The 22176-nt window shown below is 42.0% G+C and carries 13 protein-coding genes; 8 read left to right on the top strand and 5 right to left on the bottom strand.

Annotated features, from left to right (window positions below; all coding sequences use genetic code 11):
- Positions 1-14: 14 nt before the first annotated feature.
- The 4 genes from C727_RS0116335 to C727_RS0116320 form a co-directional block, all read right to left on the bottom strand.
- Positions 15-647, bottom strand: coding sequence for an RpiB/LacA/LacB family sugar-phosphate isomerase (locus tag C727_RS0116335; protein ID WP_017446734.1), 633 nt, complete (start codon positions 645-647; stop codon positions 15-17).
- Between the two features lie 113 nt (positions 648-760).
- Positions 761-2305, bottom strand: coding sequence for a sulfatase family protein (locus tag C727_RS0116330; RefSeq protein ID WP_026052765.1), 1545 nt, complete (start codon positions 2303-2305; stop codon positions 761-763).
- Between the two features lie 107 nt (positions 2306-2412).
- Positions 2413-3207 carry an SDR family oxidoreductase gene (locus C727_RS0116325; protein WP_017446732.1) on the bottom strand — a complete coding sequence of 265 codons (795 nt, stop codon included), beginning with the start codon at positions 3205-3207 and terminating at the stop codon, positions 2413-2415.
- A 17-nt stretch (positions 3208-3224) separates the two neighbouring features.
- Positions 3225-6308 carry a glycoside hydrolase family 2 TIM barrel-domain containing protein gene (locus C727_RS0116320; protein WP_017446731.1) on the bottom strand — a complete coding sequence of 1028 codons (3084 nt, stop codon included), beginning with the start codon at positions 6306-6308 and terminating at the stop codon, positions 3225-3227.
- A gap of 208 nt (positions 6309-6516) precedes the next feature.
- On the opposite strand from C727_RS0116320, the gene C727_RS0116315 reads away from it, so the two are divergent.
- From C727_RS0116315 to C727_RS19940, 6 genes are all read left to right on the top strand, one after another.
- Complete coding sequence (locus tag C727_RS0116315) at positions 6517-9984, top strand: hypothetical protein (RefSeq protein ID WP_017446730.1); 3468 nt, start codon at positions 6517-6519, stop codon at positions 9982-9984.
- Between the two features lie 150 nt (positions 9985-10134).
- On the top strand, positions 10135-10779 hold the full coding sequence (locus C727_RS0116310; protein WP_017446729.1) for a hypothetical protein: 645 nt from the start codon (positions 10135-10137) through the stop codon (positions 10777-10779).
- Positions 10776-12374 carry a glycoside hydrolase family 30 protein gene (locus C727_RS0116305; protein ID WP_017446728.1) on the top strand — a complete coding sequence of 533 codons (1599 nt, stop codon included), beginning with the start codon at positions 10776-10778 and terminating at the stop codon, positions 12372-12374. The genes C727_RS0116310 and C727_RS0116305 overlap by 4 nt, the downstream gene beginning before the upstream one ends.
- A 91-nt stretch (positions 12375-12465) precedes the next feature.
- Positions 12466-13716 carry a hypothetical protein gene (locus C727_RS0116300; RefSeq protein ID WP_017446727.1) on the top strand — a complete coding sequence of 417 codons (1251 nt, stop codon included), beginning with the start codon at positions 12466-12468 and terminating at the stop codon, positions 13714-13716.
- Between the two features lie 227 nt (positions 13717-13943).
- Positions 13944-15926: a glycoside hydrolase family 97 protein gene (locus C727_RS0116295; protein WP_017446726.1), complete on the top strand. Its 1983-nt coding sequence runs from the start codon at positions 13944-13946 to the stop codon at positions 15924-15926.
- Positions 15926-18319: a sulfatase-like hydrolase/transferase gene (locus C727_RS19940; RefSeq protein WP_017446725.1), complete on the top strand. Its 2394-nt coding sequence runs from the start codon at positions 15926-15928 to the stop codon at positions 18317-18319. Before C727_RS0116295 ends, C727_RS19940 begins: the two co-directional genes overlap by 1 nt.
- A gap of 59 nt (positions 18320-18378) precedes the next feature.
- Here the strand turns inward: C727_RS19940 and C727_RS0116285 are convergent, their stop codons facing one another.
- Entirely contained in the window at positions 18379-19389 is a 1011-nt protein-coding gene (locus C727_RS0116285; RefSeq protein WP_017446724.1) for a LacI family DNA-binding transcriptional regulator, read from the bottom strand.
- A gap of 387 nt (positions 19390-19776) precedes the next feature.
- On the opposite strand from C727_RS0116285, the gene manD reads away from it, so the two are divergent.
- Together manD and C727_RS0116275 are read left to right on the top strand one after the other, a co-directional pair.
- Positions 19777-20997 carry a D-mannonate dehydratase ManD gene (gene manD, locus C727_RS0116280; protein WP_026052764.1) on the top strand — a complete coding sequence of 407 codons (1221 nt, stop codon included), beginning with the start codon at positions 19777-19779 and terminating at the stop codon, positions 20995-20997.
- Positions 20998-21033: 36 nt separating this feature from the next.
- Positions 21034-22176: a Gfo/Idh/MocA family protein gene (locus C727_RS0116275; RefSeq protein ID WP_017446722.1), complete on the top strand. Its 1143-nt coding sequence runs from the start codon at positions 21034-21036 to the stop codon at positions 22174-22176.

Raw genomic sequence — 22176 nt, 5'->3', positions numbered from 1 at the left:
CGGGCTCTGGGTTTTTATACAAAACGACGAACAAATTCAGCAAATTTTTCATCTTCACAATTTTCAAAAAAGCATTGTTGAAAACGCTCACCTGCCACCGCAGTTTTGACTAATTCAGGATCTAAAGTTTCTAAACCGCTCAATAAGTCTTTCGCCAAACTCGTTTTAACTGTATCTAAAATCTGAGCATTTTCGACTTGTGAAGCTTTGCGCTCTGGTGGGTAACCTTGACCTTTAACACCGGTAAAGGCTTTTTCAAAAATATACTTGATGTTGAGCTCCGCACCCCAACCAAAACCTTTAGCAAAGGGTAAAGATAAGGCATTACCATTATTGATTTGCGCAAACAGATAGGCATCTGATGGCTCGATGCAATAACCGCAGGTGACGCCAGGATAGGCATTTAAAGACATCAGAGCCCCTTGCCCTGTTCCACATCCTGCGACAACAAAATCAACCGCTTTTGAATTTAATAACAAGGCAGACATAATACCTAAATGAATGTAAGTTAAACGATGGTCTTGATCGCCATCCATACCCACATTAAATATCGTATGTCCCTGCGCTGAAGCCACTGCTTGTAACTGCTCTAGTACCACAGGATTTTTGGCCGCTTGACTAAACTCGTTCATTAAGGCGATTTTCATAACTATCTCTCCAATTCATTTATTTTGCTAACAGCTATGCTAACTTGTTTGGCGCCCTGCTTCATAAGTTTAGTTAATTTAGTTCGTATACGAACTTTTAACGGTGAGAAGCGCTATTTATAGCGCTCAGTCTGCTGCTCAATTTGTCGCATTTTTCTTTCCAAAAATTGCACTTTTTGCGGAAGTTCATTGGCCAAATTAACTGATTCAGAGATGTCAGCCGATAAATTGTAAAGCTGAGGCGTTTTTTGCACGCCACTCGCAATTTTTTTGAGCGTTTCTAACGAAGGTTTTTTCTTTGCTGTTGGTCGTATATATTTCCAATCTTGATAGCGGAGCGCTCTGGTGTGTGGGGTTTCTGCAATCAAAAATTCACGGCCAAGTGAGGTCGCATTGAATAACGCAGACAAATGATCCTGACTATCTATGGCTTCGGTTTTTGCTAAGGGTTGACCCAATAGAACCGCTATCGACGCATAAATGTCCATTTGACTCATTAATGCACTGCTGATACCTGGTTCAACCTTGGCTGGATAATGAACAATAAAGGGCACACGAGTGCCCGCCTCATACGCACTATACTTGCCCCCTTTAAAGGGTCCATTTTGTTTATGGCTACCTTGTTTGCTGAACGCCTCATCATGGTATCCGTCAAACATTACAGCGCCATTGTCACTGGTAAAAATTATCAAGGTGTTGTCGAGTAAATTAAGTGATTCTAAATGATTAACCACCTGCCCTGTTATCCAATCCATCTGCACAATGGCGTCACCGCGCACACCCATCTCGGTCGAGCCTTGAAACATTTTATGTGGCACTCTTGGAACATGGATATCATGAAATGAGAAGAACAAAAAAAACGGCTGTTTTTGATGCTGGCTAATAAATTGATTCGCTTTTTCTGTGGTCACAAACGGAAAATCTTCATCTCTCCATTCTGCACTTTTGCCACCTTTCATCCAACCAATCCGACTAATCCCATTAATAATAGATTTATCGTGTTGTCTATCAGCCCCCTGCTTTAGTAGCTCAGGATTTTCATATCCGGTCGGTCGATTGCCAATTTTTTGTTTATAGTTTACCGATAAAGGATCATCGGGCGTTAAATTAACCACCTGATGGTTTTCTAAATAAACGGTTGGTACTCGATCGCCAGTGGCCGGAATTAAAAAACTGTAATCAAAACCAATTTCTAATGGGCCAGGTTTTACCTTTCCATTCCAATCCACTGCCTGTTTACCATCACCTAAACCAAGGTGCCATTTGCCGACAACCGCATTCATGTAACCCGCCTTTTTTAGCATTTTTGGCAAGGTTGCTTGCTCTGTCCCTATCAATAGCGGCGCATCACCTTTTAGAATTTGTGCGTTCCGGCGAAAACCATGTTCACCGGTTAATAAAGAATATCTGGAGGGGGTGCAGGTTGCCGATGAGCTATGTGCATCAGTAAAACGAATGCCGTTTTTAGCGAGTTTATCAACATGTGGTGTTTGTACTCTATGCGCGCCATAACTGCTTAAATCTCCCCAGCCAAGGTCATCCACATAAAATATCACAACATTAGGTTTATCTGGGGTTTGCTCAGCGATTGCACTCGCACTAGATAAAACACACAAAAGCGAACAGGCGGAGACTAAGATCTTTGCATATTTAATCATTTTGACCTCATTTGTGCCGCTAAACAGACACACAAAGTTAAACTTTTTTGTTTTAATATAAAAAAGCCGCAATGGATATCGCGGCTTAAGTGTTATTTCAATTCGCTTTATTTAGCGGTTAATAAAGCTCTATCAAGATGAACATAGCCCCCATCCACATGCACAAATTGGCCTGTGGTATGAGATGACCGCTCGGATAATACAAAAAGGGCTGTATCAGCAATCTCTTGTGGTGTACTCATTCGATTACATAGAGGAATTTTATTTTCAATCTGAGCACGTTTTTGCTCACCGTCTGGCATTCCATCAAGCCATTGCTGATAACCAGGTGTCCAGCATTCGGCAATTAAAATAGCATTCACTCTAATTTGATACTGCACTAGATCCACCGCCCATTCTCGTGTCAATCCCAAAACACCGCCTTTTGCCGCAGCATATCCTGAGGTCCCCCCTTGTCCTGTCATAGCGACTTTAGAGCCAATATTTAAGATATTGCCACAGCTCTCTTTTAATGCCGGCAGGGCACATTTAACCAACATAAAATAGCTGGCTAAATTCACTTTAATTGATTGCATAAACTCATCGTAAGAAGCGTCTAACCCAACGCCATCATTAACACCCACATTATTGATCACAGCATCAATACGCTGGTATTTATTCAATATCTGTGTCACTGCGTTTTCGATTGCAACCGGATCGCACATATCTAATTGAATAAATAGTGCATCAATGCCCCTTGCTTTAAGGTCTTGTTCATATTGATACCCCCGCTCGCTTTGGCACAATAACACAGGTAATGCACCCTCATCAGCAAGACTTGCAATCATGGTTTGACCAATACTGCCTGGCAACCCGGCTGCACCTGAAACCACCACAACTTTATTTTTTAGTTTTAAATCCATACTGTCTTCTTCTTTATTTAATTTTTATCGCTGGCATATTCAATGGCTAACGCTTTAATATTTGGGCCACTTTCACCTTTGGTGCGCAGTTCGATATTATTTGCACCGGCCACTAAATTGACTTTAACGGAAATTTGTTTCCACTGTCCGCTCCAAGCGCCCGTTGCTGGAAAATCGATTTGTATCACTTTTTGATTGTTTAAATATAAATCCATTGGCCGCTGAGATTGTCTATCTTTAGACGCGTAGCTAAAAGTCAGTAAAAACTCACCGGCTTCACCATCATTTTCTTGATACCAGCGAATATTTCCCTCTCTACCATTAAAATCAAGGTGATCTGATTTTTTGGTGGCACCTGAAAACTTAGCGTCTATCGCTAACATACCCAAATCCTGCTGCGACTGAGCTTGATAGCTAATGGCTGATTTTCCGTCGCCCCAAAAGAGTCCAGATCCGTCGGCAAAACCTTCTTGCATGACAAATAATAACTCACCATTTTGATAAACCGCCGCTTTAACCTGAGTGCCTGCAGAGACTGGAAAAGGTTTTGTATAGCGCTGACTATTACGATCCGGTTGAGAACCGTCGGTGCTATAGAATATCTCAATATTGGCTGCAGACGATTGGCCTGTAATATCAATTTGTTGCGTATCGATAGTCACGTAGTTAGAAGTATATAAACTTTTATCACCTAAAATTGCAGCAGCAAATAAACTGACGTCAGCATTTTTTTGTTCAATATCAATAAAAGCTCGTGTTGCACCCATAAAGGCTTTACGGTTATTCACACCATAGTTTTTAGCTGTATCAACCGGATCGCCATTTTCTAATGAGCGGATTGTCGCAGGCCCTGAAAGTTTGTAATAGATTCTATTTTCGCCATATGGATAATAAACCCCGTTTTTATCCAATAAATTTGCAGTGACCACAGCGACTTGATCTTTAGCTGGCGTTAGATGAGTTGTTTCGCTGTGCAATGTCAGCTGGCTAGGGACATCTGCGGTTGTTTGCTCGGTTGAAGTCACACGCTGCCCCTGATTGATACAGTCAGCTCGCAAAGTACCATGCTGCCAAGGCACCATCCATTCAGCTTGCATTTGATCCCATTTTGTACCTGGTTTATCTGTACCCAAAGATTTACCATTTAAAAACAGTTCAACTTCTTCACAGTTAGAATATACCCAAACTGGGACCTTTGTGCCTTCACTCATTCTTGGATGCGTCCAATGTGGCAAAATATGCACCATAGGCTCATCTGTCCACTGACTTTGATAAAAATAAAAAAGGTCTTTTTTGAAACCAGCGACATCTAATGCGCCGCCCATAAATAACCGAAATGGCCACCCCCCATGTACGTATCCGGCTTCGCCATAATAGTCATACCCCGTCCAACGGAAATGTCCGCTAAACCAAGGTAAGTCACGCATTAATTCCCAGTTTTTGCGAGCGGTGATACGCACTGTTGCGTTATCATAAGATGAATTAAAGTGCTGCTTTTTATTTTTCCAAGTTTTTGGATCAGCCCACTCGTAATGAAAAATCTCTTTTTCAGTCAGATCTGGCAGTGGAAAAATACCTTGTTTGGGGCTTTTATTACCGTCTCTAAACCAAGTTTTACTGCGATAATAACCCCGGGTCTGCCAAGTATGAGGCGCTTCGGTTGCCACAAAAGGCTTTTGCGGTCTTTCTTTTTCAAAAAATTGGCGTTTTTCACTGCCACCGTTCACACCATATACATCCATTTGTTGAGAAGCACTATGCCCAGAAGTCACTGGTCGGGTATTATCTAGTTCATGCACTCGCGCAACCAGCTTGCGAGCAATTTCTTCACCTCGAGTTTCATTACCAACGCTATAAATAACAACAGAAGGATGGTTGCGATTACGTTTAACCCACTCGGTTAAATCTGTATTCCAATCATCTGCAAACGCTTGTTGGCCATAATCAAAATGGGCTTTTTTGCTCCAACCATCAAAAATCTCATCCATGACCAATATGCCTAACTCATCACACAACTCGTAAAACATAGGAGGGTAAGGGTTATGAGCTGTACGTACAGCATTGACCCCCATATCTTTTAACAAGGCCAGCTTCCAACGTAATAAGGGTTTGGTCCAGGCACCGCCGACAGGGCCACCTTCGTAGTGTTCACTCACACCTAATAACTTAACCACGTCTCCATTTAACCAAAAACCGGTTTCGGTTTCCCATTTAATGCTACGAACACCAAACGTCGTTTTAGTTTCGTCAATCGCTCGACCATCAAGCATTAGGCTTGTCTGCACTTGGTACAAGTTAGGCGAATCCGGAGACCATAATTGTGGTTTTGGAATAGTTAAGTTTGTTTTTAGTGTACAACTATTATCTTCACAAACCGCTTGTTCTGTTTGGTTAACTAACTTACCAGATGGACTATAAATACGAGTTTGCAAACGCACGTTTTTATTTGCATCTTCTTTATTTATTTCAGTTTGCACAAGGATTTGTGCTGAATTTGAATCAATTTTTGGCGTGGTGACATAAACGCCGTTCGGTTTAATATAGGTATTTTCTGTCACCAGCAATTGTACCGGTGCGTAAATACCAGCCGGATGATACCAGCGAGCAGATGGCTCTTTACTGTTATCAACACGCATTGCAATTTGGTTTTCACCCGGTTTTAAATAGTCGGTGATGTCATAACGAAATGAAATATAGCCATAAGCTTTTTTGCCAACATACTGGCCATTCACCCATAGCTCGCTGTTCATATAAACACCATCAAAATCCAGCACTATACGTTTTTTTAACCATTGCGCATCTATCGACAGCGTCCGACGATACCAGCCGATGCCACCATCATAATAACCGCCATTTGCACCTTGCGCGCCGTTCGGTGAAACCCCGTTATTAAAAGACCAATCATGAGGGACGTGAACCTTTTTCCAGTCATTATCGTTAAACTCATACTGCTTTGCTGCAGGTATATCTGCTCGCTTAAACAACCAGTTTTTATTCAAATCCATCGTCAGCCGCTGGGCAAAAGCCGAATGACTAACTAATAGCGCCAAAAAAATCAAAACCGTTTTTGCCGCCAATAATTTTTGTCCTAAATTAAACATTCAATTAACTCTTAGCTACTCATAATGCTAATACAACAATTGAGCAGTGCAAACCCTCAATAAAAACCTCACCCTGGACACACAACAAAAAACCAACAAAAAATAAACATTTTATTGAGGATTAGATATCTAAAACTGTTTATAAACAATGAGGAGCTAAGGAGTACCTTAATTATCTGGACATTAATTACTAAACGGAGGTTTGGTTATGTACCAAACATTAAAAAAAACCTCGCTCAACCTATTGCTCGGCGGCGCCGCGCTTATTGCAACGAGTAGCGCACTGGCTGCAAACCTCATCACATCAATAGATTTTGATCAACAAACACTATCTGACAACATTACTGGCACATCAGATTTTATGACAGGTGCTGAAGAAGATGGCGAACTATCCTTTACCAGCGAAGCTAAAGCTGGTTATGCACTTGAGGTAGATTTTTTACGGTATTTAAGGATCCCTTTACATCAGGTGGATGGTCGTTTTACCGTTAAATTTGATTATTATCACATCAGTTCCCGTGCCGATGGAGGCACCGCATGGGCATCACACAGTTTTGCCATTCGCGATTTAGCCAATCAATATATGCTGTCGCTTGGATTTAGAAACCCAGGCAATGACTATTGGAATCATGCTTTTTATGGGATCAGCGCCAGCGGCAGCCAAGTAAAAGGCGTCCCTGCTGATATTCCAGATATGGATGTGCGCAACTGGCATGAGTATGTTCTGGTATTTAATGATAATCGTATCACTTGGTATGTTGATGGCGTATTTGCTTATTATCACGAGTACGATGTCGATTTTGCTGATTGGCAATGGTCGCAAGCAGATATTACCATAGGCGCTCGATTTAAAGGCGGCACGGTCGATGTGTTAGATGGTTACAATTATTACACAGGCACTGAAGGCGCAGCCAATCATCCAGGGTCAGTCCATGCGATTTTTGATAATGTTCGAATCTGGGACGATGCACTCAGTGAAATCGAAATTATCAACGGCGTTGAAAACCTAATTCCAGTGGACAGTGTCGCGATAGAAGGCGACCTAGACGGTGATGGCGCTTTAAGCACAGATGATTTAAATTTGTTTAGAACTCAGCTAGGAAAGCGCGAAGGAGATGACGGCTATAATGCCGCAGCCGATCTGGATGGCGATGGTTTAATCAGTCGCAAGGATTATGGTCTCTTTTATGCCCGCTACCAAGACTATCAAGATACCCCCTCACAAGTACCACCGGCAGCGAATGAGCCAAATACTCCCTCGATTTCAATAAACGCAGCGGATGTTGGTCAATCTATTGTTATGATGGGGGGCGACATGGAGCGCAGTGGTGGCAACCTGATTAACGCTTCCAACCCTGAAGAAATTATCGATTGGTTAATTGACGATATCCCGTTTGATACTTGGCGTATCGCTTACAACAAAAACCAAGAAATCGTCGAGGGGGTGAAAAACTGGGCATATTATGACGATGAGTTATTTGCGCTTAACTTAATTAAACAAGCCAACCCTGATATAAAATTTTTTGCAACCTTAGAATCAGATTACAATGGTTACCGCCAAGGCAATCGGAATAATTTGCCCACTTGGATTTACGACTACGCGTATGACCGCAGCACTGGCGAAGATACAGGTACACGATCATTTGACGCTGTTAAATATGGTTTGTTTTTAGCGGACTATGTTGAGTTTATGGATAACGCTGGCTTTCCACTCACCTACTTAGCTACCTCCAAAGAATACGTCGGCGTTATTACCGCTGATCGAGCTAAAATCGCGATCCAAACCCTGATCGATGAACTTAATACTCGCGGTGTCGCTGTGCCTTTATTAGTGGATGCGGGCACTTGGTCACTGAGCAGCGGCGTTAGTTTAATTAATAAGTATGAAGAAAGAGATATGACGCAATATATGTATGGTTACAGCTCACATAATTATTGGTCGAGTGAAACCAAAACATGGGCTGACTTCATCTCAGCTGCAAACAATGTTGGTAAGTACGCTTTTAACGAAGAATCTAGTCATGGCGGTGGCGGTAAAGCCACCTTAGAAGCTAATTTTGACATTGCATTAGGTAATTTTGCGGCAAAAACCGAAATGTACGCGAGCGGCTTACAAGGCGAAGCTATATTTGAATTGTGGCCGCGCGGTTTTAACGAAATTCAAGAAAATAACTATTATTCTAAACCAATATTTTTCGATAACGGCTCTAAAGGCCGACGCATGCGTGCTTATTACCTGGTGAAAAAGTTTGCAACGAATGCCGTTGATAGTCAGTACATTAAAACTGAATCCAACTCGCTGCCTGATGTTAGCACTATGGCTTTTTCTAAAAACGGCAAAATCACCTTATGGGTTATCAATAATTCAGACACCGACTACAACAAACTCGATTTTAACGTCACCCAGTTTGGATTAGAAAGTGGCATGGATCTGCAAAAAACATATTGGGATGAATTTTCAGATATTACTGGGGTCGTTAGTCAAGTTAACATGGCACAAGACGACCACTTTGTTTCTGATATCAAAGCTCGCAGCATCAATGTGTTTGAAATATCAGCGAACTATAGCTTGCAAAACGCAGTAAGAGTTAACGACGGTAATTGGGCAACAACGCAGATGGTGACGGTAGAAGAAGGAGATACAGTTGATTTTTCTGCGCAATCCCGAGTGAATGGCGACTGGTTGTGGACTGGCCCACAAGGCTATCAATCAAGTCAAAAAGATATTCGTTTAACAAATATCGGCCCAACCATGGCAGGCGATTATTTTGCCACTTATACCGGAAAAACCGGCGTAACCAGCCAAATACAAACCCGTTTACAAGTTTCTTGTACTGAGTCACCCAATACCACTGCACGCCATAAAATAAACGGCGGCGCTTGGAGCAGCGGGCAAACAAACATTAGTGTGACTGCAGGTGATGCGTTGACTCTGTCTCCGCTGCCAAATGGGAATGAGCGATGGCATTGGACGGGTCCAAATGGATTTAGTTCAGAGAACCGTGAGGTGACATTTGATTCGTTTAGCGCAGATATGACGGGGCACTACCAAGCGACTTATACTAGTGTGCAAGGATGTAGCACTACAGTTGACTATTATATTGCAGCAGAGTGTAGCATTCCGGCGTTAACGCCCAGAGTGCAAATAAACGAGGGTGGTTGGACCCAAGCCAATAATGTCACTATCAATGAAGGCGAAACATTAAGATTTAGCCCCTTATCTTCAGTAGCTGGCAGCTGGCACTGGACTGGCCCGAGCAACTTAAAAACCATTGAAGTACGTGCGTTGCGCTTTGATAATTTTGAACAAGCTCAATTAGGAACTTATCAAGCAACTTTTACGTCCGTGCATGGCTGTTCGAATCAATTGACATGGCAAGTAGCGCTTGGTGATGGTGAGTGTACCAAACCTAAAATTACGCCTTATATACGAGTCAACAATGGCGCTTGGGCACAAACCTCTGAGATCACTGTAAGCTTGGGCGATACAGTAGATATTGGACCACAACCTGTCTCTGGGGGCTCATGGCAATGGATTGGGCCGAATGGTTTTAGCAGCGACATTCGACAAATAAAACTCACTAATATTCAAGCAGAACAGGTTGGCCAATACCAAGCGATCTATACTGATAGCAGCGGTTGTCAAAATGACGTTCTAATTTTAATTAATCAATAACCCCTACCTGCCTCTAGCTTTTAGGTTAGAGGCTTTTTAATTTTTATTAAATCTATTTTGCGGATTTGTAAACGACAACTGTTTTGAGTAGTGCACCTCATAAAAATATTTTATGCGATTTTTACTTTACAAAAATTTACAGGAAAATCTATGTACATAAAATGCAAACCAGCTTTAGCCCTGGCCACTGGCTTTTTTATTAGTTTATCAGCGCAGGCGGACTTAAAAGTATCTGCTAAGCAAACGCAGGTCACTTTAGGAGAATCTATAAGCTTTGATTTAATGGTTGAGTTGGACGATGGAGAAACCTTGACTGGCGTCGGCTTAAAAATGGACTTAACTCAAGCCGAAAATTTACAATTGACCAATACCAGCCTTGCCTCTTGGCTAACAGTGGATGATCTGGCAGACATTGGTGGTTCGGTCAAACCAGATGGTGATCCTATCAGTGGTCCAGGTGAATACAAACTTGCAACTTTAACCTTTGATACGATAGCCGAAGGGAATGCATTAGTATCATTTTCTGGTCAAGACAATGGTTTATTTGAAGGGCTGTTTTTTGCACAAAATACTTATCAAGATGTTGAGGTCAATTATCAAACTCAAATTAACCCAGTTCCGGAACCTGAACCAACACCCGAACCAACACCTGAACCAACCCCTGAACCAACACCCGAACCAACACCCGAAACAGATGAAGCTGACACCAGTTCAGGCGCTTTCAGCCAATTTGGCATATTATTTATCTTAATGTTAAGGCTTTTTAAATTTACTCACAGATGTAACAAAACATGATAAAAGCGATTTTATGTATTTTGGTTTTGCTAACCTCCTGCCTAGCGCAGGCGGTTAGTGATACCCCAAACATCATTTTTTTAGACAATACGAAAAAATTTCAAAAGATCCGAGCATTTGGCGCATCCGATGCGTGGATCATAGATCCGTTGGTAAAAAAATGGATTAAAAACGGGCGTCAAAACAAACTCCAGCAACTCAGTCAGCTATTATTTTCGCCAGATCAGGGAATTGGTTTAACCGCGTGGCGTTTTAACCTGGGTGCTGGCAGCTTAGAGCAAGGTGAAGCCAGTCAAATTCGCCTAGATCCATTAGGTAAACCATACCGCCGCGCGGGTCTATTACAAAAGTTACCCTATGGCCCGATTGATCCAAATGCCCAACAAGGGCAGCTTTACCTGCTCAAACAAGCCGCACATTACAAGGTACCCGACCTGATTGCTTTTGTTAACAGCCCGCCTGTTTGGGCAACAAAAAATGGTTTGGCTTTCCCAGATCGCGACACTCAATCGAGTAATTTAAATCCTGAGATGCAAAGTGCGTATGTAGACTTTTTAATAAATGCGATCCAATACTTGCGACAAGAGCTGTCTGTGCCAATTAACTTTATCAGCCCAGTGAACGAACCGACGTGGGAGTGGAAAAACGGCAACCAAGAAGGGAGCCCCTTTAACAACCAAGAATTAAAAAGCCTCTACCTTGAACTGTATCAAAAACTTAAACATCTAAATTTAAGCAGCCAAGTCCAGATTGAAGGAGGTGAAGTGGTTGAATATGCTGCCGCTCTGAGTGACCAAACATTCCAACAGTTCAACGGCAATTCAGATGTTTATCAAGGCGGAATGAATAAAAATGGCAAAGGGCTATATAAAAATTATATTCAAGATTTTTTAGGTGACCCAGCAATGCGCACCGTTTTAGGTAACAAACTTTCATTGCATGGCTATTTTTCCGATGCGGCTAGCGAACGTTTAGGGCCACTTAGAGATCAAGTTTGGCAGCATGCACAAACGGTTTCGCCTGGTGCGGAACTTTGGATGAGTGAAATGTGTATTCTGGGTGGTCCGGCTGATATTAGAAAGTTTAGAGGACGCAAGTTTGATGGCCAAAATATGCAAAATGCGCTGCATATTGCACGTATTATGCACCGGGATCTCACTCGTTTAAATGTCAGTGCTTGGCATTGGTGGTTGGCTGTTACCGCATACGACTACAAAGATGGCCTGTTAAAAGTGAATGCGGAATTAGACGCAGACTCTCTAATTACATCAAAAACTTTTTGGGCATTAGGCCAGTATAGTCGCTTTATTCGTCCTGGCTATTATCGGATTGAAACAACAGGCGCAGATGATTTAAACGGATTAATGGCATCCGCGTATCAAAGCCCCACAGGTCACAAACAAGTCGTGGTCATTATAAATGCAGCACCCGAATCCAAGCAGCTGAAATTAATGGGCATAACGCAACCACAGCACAAAAATGTCTCTGTTTATCTCACCAATCAAACGTTCAATCTAGCTAAACAAACCGATTCGATAAACTTTAACCAGTTTATGGTACCTGCCAACTCGATCACAACAGTTACTATTGAGTAACAATTAAAAAAAGGTTTTGCAACTTTGATTTGTTCTATTAGAGCCAATGATAATAATTGGCTCTAATAAAAAACTAACAAAGGAAAAAGTTATGAAGTTAAATCCTTTATCATTCGTTAAGCCACTCAGCTTAGCGCTAACCCTGGCAACCACTGGCTTATCCAGTCAAGCTGTTTATGCCAGTACCATTACAATAGACCCGGCCGACAAAAATCAGTCAGTTGCTTTTGGTGCCGACATTAAACTTACGTTAAAAGGCGTCGATGATGGCAATACCAGTGCCGTGATGGACAGGTTTGTTGAAATGGGCATGGATCTGGTCCGAGTGCCCATTTATACCACCCGGGACATCAGTGATCCCTTTTATGAGAGAGTCTATCGGGTCAGTGATATTGCCGAAGACAAAGGACTTAAAATTTTTGCCAGTGTCGCCAACGGTGACGGCGATCAAAATAATAACCTGCATCACGCTGATAAATTCGCCAGTTCATTTTTTTGCAACTGTAGCTATAACTTGTATAACTTAAACCTAACCAAATATGCCGCTTATTTGGATGATTATTTGGACAATATGCAAATCAATGACGCCACTGTCGATATTTTAGGCCCGTACAATGAAGATGATGCCGACGACAGCGATTACAACAAAATCTGGAATCAAATGGTACGAAATGATTTTCAGCGTATTGGCGTTGAGACTTATGCCCTACAAGCCGGCATTAACAAAGTCGCTGATGTTGAAGACAGGTTAGATATCATTGGTGCCCATTTTTACGATGATGCCAACTTTTCATACGCACAAAAAGATAGCAAGTGGAACGAGTTAGTCACGGCCACTAATCACCCAACTTGGTTTACCGAATCAACTCGTTATGCTTTGGGTTCGACCGACTTAGAAAGCGCCCGTTTAGGCTTAGAACACTTTATTCCCGCAATCCGTGGTGGGGCTGAGCGTGTTATAATTTACCAAACAGCCAACCGCTTGGTGTGGTACAACGGCGGCACCCGAGCGTATCGTTTTAGCACAGCTAAACACTTTATGACTAACGCTGATGGGCAAGTGGCTGGATCTACCAGTGATGATACTGATTTAACTACCGTTAGTTTTGTTAACAACGGTGTGTTAAGCGTTAATATTACCAATAAAAATAGCACAGACAAAACGGTGACCATTCAGTTACAAAATGGTTATAAAGCGTCAGGCACTGTTACTAGAACGATTTGGACTGCAACGGATGAAGGCACCGCTAACACTTATCATCTTGGCAACAATGCGAGCTGGAATGTGACCGTTCCTGCCGGTTCTTATGTGCACTTGGATGTTCCGTTAAATCAACTTTAAGCCAACACAGGCTAACACCTTATCACTCATGATGAGGTGTTAGCCGTCGACAATTCAGTGATTGTTTTATAGCGCACCTTAAGTTAATTAATAATGGCTGCGATGATTGAATAAAATATTGCCATTCTGTATTGCGGGTTTGCCTAAGTATTTTGTTTTAACAACAAGATTATTTCGTTTTTGTGGCTTTAGCTAAAGCCCAATTCTCAATAGGTCAAGAAAAACCAATGAACATACTTAAGTTGCCAACTAAGCGGAACTGGCTTAAAAAACCAAAATTAAAACTCTCAGCCCTATTATTGAGCGGATTTATTAGTCCGCTCAGCTTAGCAGCAGAAGATTTATCTGAAAAATACGCCTTTAGCTCACCTGACCAAAATATCAAAATAAAGTTAGCTTGGGACCAAGGGCCATCTCCGGTTTATCAGATCAGTTACCAGGGAAAAACGCTCGTCACTGAATCCATTATAGATTTGCGCCTTGACGGGCAACAATCTGCCGAGCATGACTTAGTGATGATCGCTAAAAAACGCGTTGATGAAACCTATCATTTACCTTGGGGACAATTTAACTCGGCACACAATGAATATCAAAGTGCGACTTTTAATCTGGTTGATAAAACCAGTCAGTCAGTTATAAGCCGCCTAGAATTTAGAGTGTTTAATAATGCAGTTGCGTTTCGACATAGCTTTGAATCAGCGCCTGAATTAAGCGGCGACGCCCTTTATGAAGTGACAGACATCAACTTACAAAATGATGGGGCTCTATATAGTTATCGTGGCGAGCGAGACCCGCTAAAATTAGCCAGTTTAAAACAAGCAAATGACCGAGCTTTGCAGTTACCCGCTATGTTTTTTAGCCCAAATAAAACTGTGTTAGCGATACAAGAAGCTGGCCGAGAAGAAACTGGTTTAATTAAATTAAAAACCAAAACTGATAAAAAAGGCCTTAGCATTATTAGTGAGCCTTTAGCGATAGAGCAGTTACCTAAAACCACCTCATGGCGCTTATTACAAATATCAGAACAGGCCGGTGAATTAATTACCTCGCAAGCTGTACTGAACCTGTCTCCAGAAAGCCGTATTCAAGATACTAACTGGATTAAAACAGGTAAATCATTTTGGGATTGGCGCGTTCGTGGTCAAAGTTATGCAGACCACACCTATGCTCTCGACAACGAATCACTGCTCCGTATGATAGATTTTGCGGCCAATCATAATATGCAGTATGTCATGATAGACGCAAATTGGTATGGGCCTGAACATAATAAAGAATCTAACCCTTACACCGAAATTGATGGGCTACACATTAAAGATCTCATCAAACAAGCTAAACAAAAAGGCATAGGTTTTATTTTGTATCTTAATGATAAAGCAAGTATTAACCATGATCTGGACGAGCTTTTCAAAACTTGGGCTGAATGGGGTGCAGCCGGTGTAAAATATGGTTTTATGAAACTTGACGGCGATGCCAAAGTTAAAAAAACACTTAAGATTGTAGAGCTAGCGGCAAAACATAAGTTACTCATCAACTTTCACGATCAACCGATAGTACCGAGCGGAATGCGCCGGACTTGGCCGAACTGGGTTACCCGTGAAGCAGTTCACGGACAAACAGATAGCCGCCGTTCTTTTACCCCGACCGGCTTTATAGAAATGGCTCATGTCAATGCGTTGGCTGGGCCTATTGATATGTCCAACGGCTTTTTTAAATTAGATGGATTAGTCGAAAGCCGTGATTATGTCCGCTCAGAAGTTTATTCAACCGTGGCTGGCGAAGTCGCTCGAACCCTGATTATCTTTTCAGGCCTAGTTATTTTACCAGATGCACCAGAAGAGTATTTAGCCAAACCGGATTTGTTTGAATTTTTGCAACAAATGCCAACCAGTTGGGACGAATCACGAGTTTTATCCAGCGATATAACACAACACATTATCACCGCCCGCCGCAGCGGCGAAGACTGGTTTATTGGTGCGGCCATTAATGAACAAGGTGGTACTCTGCCCCTTAAACTAGATTTTTTACAGGCAGGCAAAAACTACCGAGTTAAAGTTTACGCAGATGCCGAAGACGCTCATTTTAAAACCAACCGGGAAGCTTATCAAATCTTTAAAATAGAGGCTAAAAAAGGCGATTTAATCGATCTTAAAATGGCACCAGGCGGCGGCCAAGCCATTTGGATCAGCCCGAACAATGAAGGAAACAAATAATGAAAAAAATCTCTCGATTTAAACCTCTGTTAGGGGGGTTTTTAATGCTAGCAAGCAGCTTCTCTCAAGCGGCAACTGAGCATAAAAATGTATTGCTGATTTTAGTCGATGACTTGGGGTGGGCCGATGTTGCTGTATACAATCCGGAAACCAATTATTCAACACCAAACATGAACGAGATTGCCCGCTCTGGTTTGACCTTTACCAATGGGTATGCCATTAGCCCCGTATGCAGCCCCACTCGCTCTTCGCTCATTACCGGTTTGCATCCAGTGGTCACGGACAATACAGATTTTTTCCGCGATAAAAGTCGCTTTCACCGCTACCGTGAAGGTAAATTTAAGCCGACTAAATACACCGAACATCTGCCCGAAAACCACAATACGATCGCAAATGTTTTTAAAAATAATGGCTACAAAACTGCATTTGTCGGCAAGTGGCACTTAGGACAAAGCGAACAAGAGTGGCCAGAAAATTATGGTTTTGATATTAATATTGCTGGTCATGCTGCAGGTATGCCTCGCGGAGGTTATTTTGCCCCGTATCAAAATCCCAGATTAGAAAGTGGTCCCAAAGGCGAATATTTAACGGATCGTTTAACCACAGAGGCGACTAAGTTGATGGCTGAGTATAAAAAGTCAGCATCGCCTTTCTTTTTAATGATGTCTTATTATTCAGTGCATACCCCCCTTCAAGCGCCTGAAGACAGAGTTGCAGCTTATAAAAACAAATTTAAAGACACGGATCCAAGTAGTGAATTTGAGCCCGTTGAGCAAATTTGGCCTGAAGGCGAACCAAAGCTAAACCGAGTAAAACAAACAGAGCCAACCTATGCAGCTATGGTTGAAAATGTCGATCACAACATAGGTCGCCTACTAAAATCATTAAAAGATCAGGGTTTAGATGAAAACACCATAGTGGTGCTTCTATCTGACAATGGTGGTTTATCTATTGGTGAAGCTCGCTCAACTTCAAACTTACCCCTCAAAGGAGGTAAAGGCTGGTTATACGAAGGTGGAATTAGAGTGCCTTACGTGATCAGTGTGCCTGGTAGCCGTTCAGTTGGTCGGGTAACAGATACACCTGCAAGCTCGTTAGATATAGCGCCTACATTATATGATTTATTAAAGCTTGATTATACTGATACCAAAACCGATGGTGATAGCTTAGTCGAGCTTATTCAAGGTGGCACCATCACTGACGAAAGACCTTTATTTTTTCACTACCCGCACTACTCAAATCAAGGTGGTTTCCCTGGCGCAGCGGTTCGCATTGGTGACTGGAAACTCATCGAGCGGTTCGAAGATGGTCAATTGCAATTATTTAATTTAGCGAACGATTTAAGTGAAAGTAATGACCTGGCTGCTAAATACCCTGAACGTGTTGAAGAAATGAAAAACACACTCCACCAGTGGTATCAGCAGCATAATGCTAAGTTTTTACGCCCCAATCCTAAATACACTGAATTTGGATCACCTTGGCGTCCAGATTATCAAAACAATAAACAAGTGAAGATTGAAAAATCTTCGCTGACAGGGATTGGCATCGAAAAAGGCGTTATGCGCCGCGATCCGAGTGATATTATTAAAGTTGGTGATACTTATTACCTCTGGTATTCAAAAGGTAAAATCTCAACCGGATATGACGCCACTGTTTGGTATGCAACATCAAAAGACGGCCATCATTGGGTTGAACAAGGCCAAGCCCTTGCAAAAGGCAAAGCCGGCAGTTGGGAAGCCAACAGTGTGTTTACACCCAATATTTTAGTCGCCGAAAATAAATACTGGCTATTTTACACTGGGACTTCAAAACCTTATAAATACCCATTTAACCCGGACTCAAAAATAGGTGTGGCGGTTGCTGATTCACCAGATGGGCCTTGGCAGCGTGTATATAGTTATCCAATTTTAAAAAATAGTGAAACCGAAACAGACTTCGATAGCCATTTAGTCGATGATGCAAGTTTAATGGTAAGAAACGGCAAGTACTATTTATACTATAAAGGCCGCCAATTAGGTCGTAGCCCAAAAGAAACACAAATGGGTTTAGCTATTGCCAATAAACCGCAAGGCCCTTATGTAAAAGTGACCAATAACCCAGTTATTCCTGGCAATCATGAAGTTTATGTATGGCCACAGGGCTCGGGTGTTGCTGCTATGGTTGGTAAACGAGCCCCTGTCGAAATTCAAAACGCCATCATGTACTCACCAGACGGCATGAATTTTTATAAAACTCATGACGTTCTTAATCACCCATGGGCAGCAGGTGCATACCGCCCGCATGCTTTCACAGATGATAATTTAGGTGAGCTACCGCAATGGGGTGTCGAAATTGGTCGAGCAAAAGGGCAATTACCTTTTATTCATCGATTTGATGTGACCCATGCAGATTGATTCTCACTGCTATCAATAAATAAAAAACCCCAAACAAGCTTGGGGTTTTTTATTTTAATTTAATTAATTTTTTTACAGGAATCACGTTTAAGTAAACGACATGGAATATAAGACTTTTGTGCAGCCAGTTGAGGCCTTTTTATACGTTTAAGCAAAAGGTTTGCCGCTGCACCACCTACATCGTACGCCTGTTGCTGAATTACTGTGATTGGCACTTTGAAAAATTCGGCCATCGGCAAATCATCAAATCCTAATAACGACACGTCATCCGGTATTTGTACATTGTGCTCGTTAAAAACCGTCAATAGCTCAGCGGTAATGGCCAGATGTTGAGAAAAAAATGCCGTAGGTTTAACCGTAGATTGCAATAGCTTGCAAGGTTGCTGCGCAAAACCTTGCTCCCGAGACCAATGTAAAATTGTGACCTCGCTTAGAGCGATTTGATGTTTGTTCAAAGCCGCAGTAAAACCCTCGTATCTTTCTTTTCGGGAATAAACGTCGGAAAAATCTTGCGTCACAAAACAAATATTTTTATGTCCCAGTTCGATTAAATATTCGGTCGCCTCGAAGGCAGCTTGCCGATAATCCGACAAAATGATATTTGTTTCCTCGGCCCGATGCGCTATCTGAAACTGCACAACCGGCAAACCTTTATTTTCGTAGTCGTCGATAAGCGCACTGTTTTTACCCGAAGGCGCTATTAAAATTCCATCAACATTTAGGTGATTTAGTGAATGAAGGGCTTTAGCTTCGGTTTCAGGATCAAAGTCAGTATTATAAATCACCACATTATAACCTTGCTCTTTGCAATAATCGTCGATGCCGCGAATGGCCCGACTTGTGTAATAGCCAGTTATGTCTCGTACCACGACACCAATGGTTAAGGTCGTATCAGTTTTTAAACTACGCGCAATAGAATTAGGCACATAATTTAGTGTTTTAATCGCCTGCTCGATCCGAATTCTTGTTTTTTCCGACATATAATCGTAACGGCCATTTAGATACTGAGAAACCGTGCTTTTTGACACGCCCGCGTACTCAGCCACGTCGACCAGCTTAACTTTTGCCATATATTCCCAAAGATATTTTTAACGTAAATTAAACAATAATTATAAAAACTGCTTTATTATATCGTTTATTTAGCTGATATGCTTAACGAAGTTTATTATCTGAATGATGGCATCGTTCACCGTGTTTAAATCCGTAACTTTGAAAGTGCTCTAAACGCTCAGCAAGATCTAACCCAATGGGGTTTGATTTTTTATGGGCTTTAGTACCTTAAAAATATTATTATTGGTTCTAAATCTGGCTACGCCCGCAGCCCGCTAGACCTGTATCTATCAAACGACAAAACTTTACCAGAGATCAACATTTAATTGACATTCAATTTTGATATGCTAAGTTATTTAATAAATCGTTTTAGTAAATCGTTTTATCAAATAGGTGTGCGGGTCAAAATGTTAAAAATTGAACAAGTTAAAGTTTTTGTCTGCAATCCGGGGCGCAACTTTGTTACAGTAAAAATTATTACTGAGCAAGGGATATATGGGATTGGAGATGCCACATTAAACGGTCGAGAAATGGCTGTTGCCACTATGCTCGAAGAGCATATAGCGCCCTGCCTGATTGGTCGTGATGCACATAATATCGAAGATATATGGCAGTATCTCTACAAGGGTGTGTATTGGCGTAAAGGTCCAGTCAATATGGCAGCGATTGCCGCAATTGATATGGCGCTCTGGGATATAAAAGGCAAAGTAGCAAACTTGCCCGTATACCAACTACTTGGCGGTAAAAGTCGCCACGCTGTCAATTTATATGCGCATGCTAATGGCGAATCTATCTCAGATACTTTAGACAAAGCCGAAGCCCTGATTAAACAGGGGTTCAAAGCGATTCGGTTGCAAGCAGCCATTCCAGGTTTAGCGGTGACTTATGGCGTGCTCGGGGATAAAAAAGATTATTTTGAACTGCAAGGCAGCCGGCCTTTACCACCCGAAGAAACCTGGTCAACAAAAAAATATTTTGCCATGGTGGTCGAATTATTTAAGCAAGCAAGAGAACGTCTCGGAGACCAAATTGACTTTTTACATGATGTACATAGCCGCTTAACGCCTATCGAATCAGCCCGCTTAGGCAAATTGTTAGAACCTTATGATTTATTTTTTTTAGAAGACGCATCAATCGCTGAAAACCAAGACAACTATCAGGTGATCAGACAACATACCACCACACCGCTGGCCATTGGAGAAACCTATAATTCGATTTGGGAATGCAAATCTTTAATTCAAAATCAGCATATCGATTTTATCCGCACAGCGGCAACCCACGCTGGGGGCATTACTGCCATGCGCCGAATTGCAGATTTTGCCAATCTATTTAATGTGCGCACAGCACCACACGGGGCACCTGATCTATCGCCGATTTGTTTTGCTGCACATATGCACCTAAATATCTCAGCGCCTAATTTTGCGATTCAAGAGTTTGTCGGTTTTGATAATGAGCAACTTAATCAGGTGTTTAAGCATAACTACACAGTAGAAAGCGGCATGGCGTTTGTTAGTGATGCCCCCGGCTTAGGCATAGATTTTGATGAAGATGCGGCCAAAGCGCTGCCTTATAAACGTTCTTATTTACCGGTCAGCCGACTCGAAGACGGCACTGTGTGGAATTGGTAACTATCATCTTAAATTCAAACAAATAGGACAGTTGAAATGAGTAATAAATTAAAAGTTCTGGTTCATGGTACTGGCTTTGGTGGTCAAGGTCATGTAGATGCCTTTCGCGGTGCGGGTGCTAACGTGGTCGGTATTGTTGGTCGCACCGAAAAAGTGGTTAAAGAGGTCGCGGCTAAAATGGATATTGAATTTGCAGGCACCGATTGGCAACAAGCACTGCAACACTGTCAGCCAGATATAGTCTCAATTGCGACACCCGGCGGCGCGCACTTTGAAGCCATTAAACAAGCAATCGAACAGGGTTGTCACATATATTGTGATAAACCGCTAACGGTTGACGGTGAATCGGCACAAGTTTTACAGCAACTCGCCGAGCAAAAACAAGTTAAAACAGCTTTTGCGGCCAGTTTTAGATATATGCCAGAAATTTTACATGCTAAACGTTTGGTCGCCGATGGTGTCATTGGTGAACCGCTAGAAGTTGAATGCATTTCTCATTTTAATTTAGAGCGTGATATTCCGTTTGGCTGGTCACACCGCAAAGAAGATGGTGGCGGTCGCTTAAACAATAACTTCACTCATAAGTTATCTATTGTCACTTCAGTTATTGGCGAGCAAATCCTAGCCATTTGTGGTGAAGTACGGGATGATTTAGGCAAAGCACCTATTGTAGAAGGTGTTCACAACTTTAAAAGCCGTCGCGAGTTTATTCCAAAAAACCTGAACGACCCTAGTTTAAAATGGGGTAAGTCTAACGTTGAATGGAGTTACACAGTTTTAGCCAAATTAGCCAGTGACTACGCACAAAAACCTGTTTCTGTGTTATTTAAACATGGCGGCTTAAATCCAAGATTTAACAAAGATCATATTGTTTTTTATGGCAGCAAAGGGGCTATCTATATCGAAGGACACTACGGGCAAGGACCTTTATACCTGTACGATAACGATAATAACTGGCAAGAAATGCCCCTACCTCAAGACATTGTCGATGATGTTCCGGATGTGCAAGGTGATACCGAGCGCAACTGGCGTTATTTAGCCCGTGAATTTGTTAAAGATATTCAAGGCCAATCTGTCCGCCCTTACCAGACCTTTAAAGAAGGTTGTTTATACCAGCAATTGATTGATCTGATCCGCCAAAATAATAACTGGGTCGATGTGACTCATTTGCAAAAATAA

Origin of the sequence: Gayadomonas joobiniege G7, from assembly GCF_000300815.1 — a bacterium.
In the GTDB taxonomy this organism is placed as follows: domain Bacteria; phylum Pseudomonadota; class Gammaproteobacteria; order Enterobacterales; family Alteromonadaceae; genus Catenovulum; species Catenovulum joobiniege.
This window is presented reverse-complemented; position numbering and strand designations above follow the sequence as displayed.

Bases quoted from the DNA above. Each gene is read 5' to 3' on its own strand.
- C727_RS0116335 (WP_017446734.1), bottom strand. From the start codon at position 647: ATGAAAATCGCCTTAATGAACGAGTTTAGTCAAGCGGCCAAAAATCCT.
- C727_RS0116330 (WP_026052765.1), bottom strand. From the start codon at position 2,305: ATGATTAAATATGCAAAGATCTTAGTCTCCGCCTGTTCGCTTTTGTGT.
- C727_RS0116325 (WP_017446732.1), bottom strand. From the start codon at position 3,207: ATGGATTTAAAACTAAAAAATAAAGTTGTGGTGGTTTCAGGTGCAGCC.
- C727_RS0116320 (WP_017446731.1), bottom strand. From the start codon at position 6,308: ATGTTTAATTTAGGACAAAAATTATTGGCGGCAAAAACGGTTTTGATT.
- C727_RS0116315 (WP_017446730.1), top strand. From the start codon at position 6,517: ATGTACCAAACATTAAAAAAAACCTCGCTCAACCTATTGCTCGGCGGC.
- C727_RS0116310 (WP_017446729.1), top strand. From the start codon at position 10,135: ATGTACATAAAATGCAAACCAGCTTTAGCCCTGGCCACTGGCTTTTTT.
- C727_RS0116305 (WP_017446728.1), top strand. From the start codon at position 10,776: ATGATAAAAGCGATTTTATGTATTTTGGTTTTGCTAACCTCCTGCCTA.
- C727_RS0116300 (WP_017446727.1), top strand. From the start codon at position 12,466: ATGAAGTTAAATCCTTTATCATTCGTTAAGCCACTCAGCTTAGCGCTA.
- C727_RS0116295 (WP_017446726.1), top strand. From the start codon at position 13,944: ATGAACATACTTAAGTTGCCAACTAAGCGGAACTGGCTTAAAAAACCA.
- C727_RS19940 (WP_017446725.1), top strand. From the start codon at position 15,926: ATGAAAAAAATCTCTCGATTTAAACCTCTGTTAGGGGGGTTTTTAATG.
- C727_RS0116285 (WP_017446724.1), bottom strand. From the start codon at position 19,389: ATGGCAAAAGTTAAGCTGGTCGACGTGGCTGAGTACGCGGGCGTGTCA.
- manD (WP_026052764.1), top strand. From the start codon at position 19,777: ATGTTAAAAATTGAACAAGTTAAAGTTTTTGTCTGCAATCCGGGGCGC.
- C727_RS0116275 (WP_017446722.1), top strand. From the start codon at position 21,034: ATGAGTAATAAATTAAAAGTTCTGGTTCATGGTACTGGCTTTGGTGGT.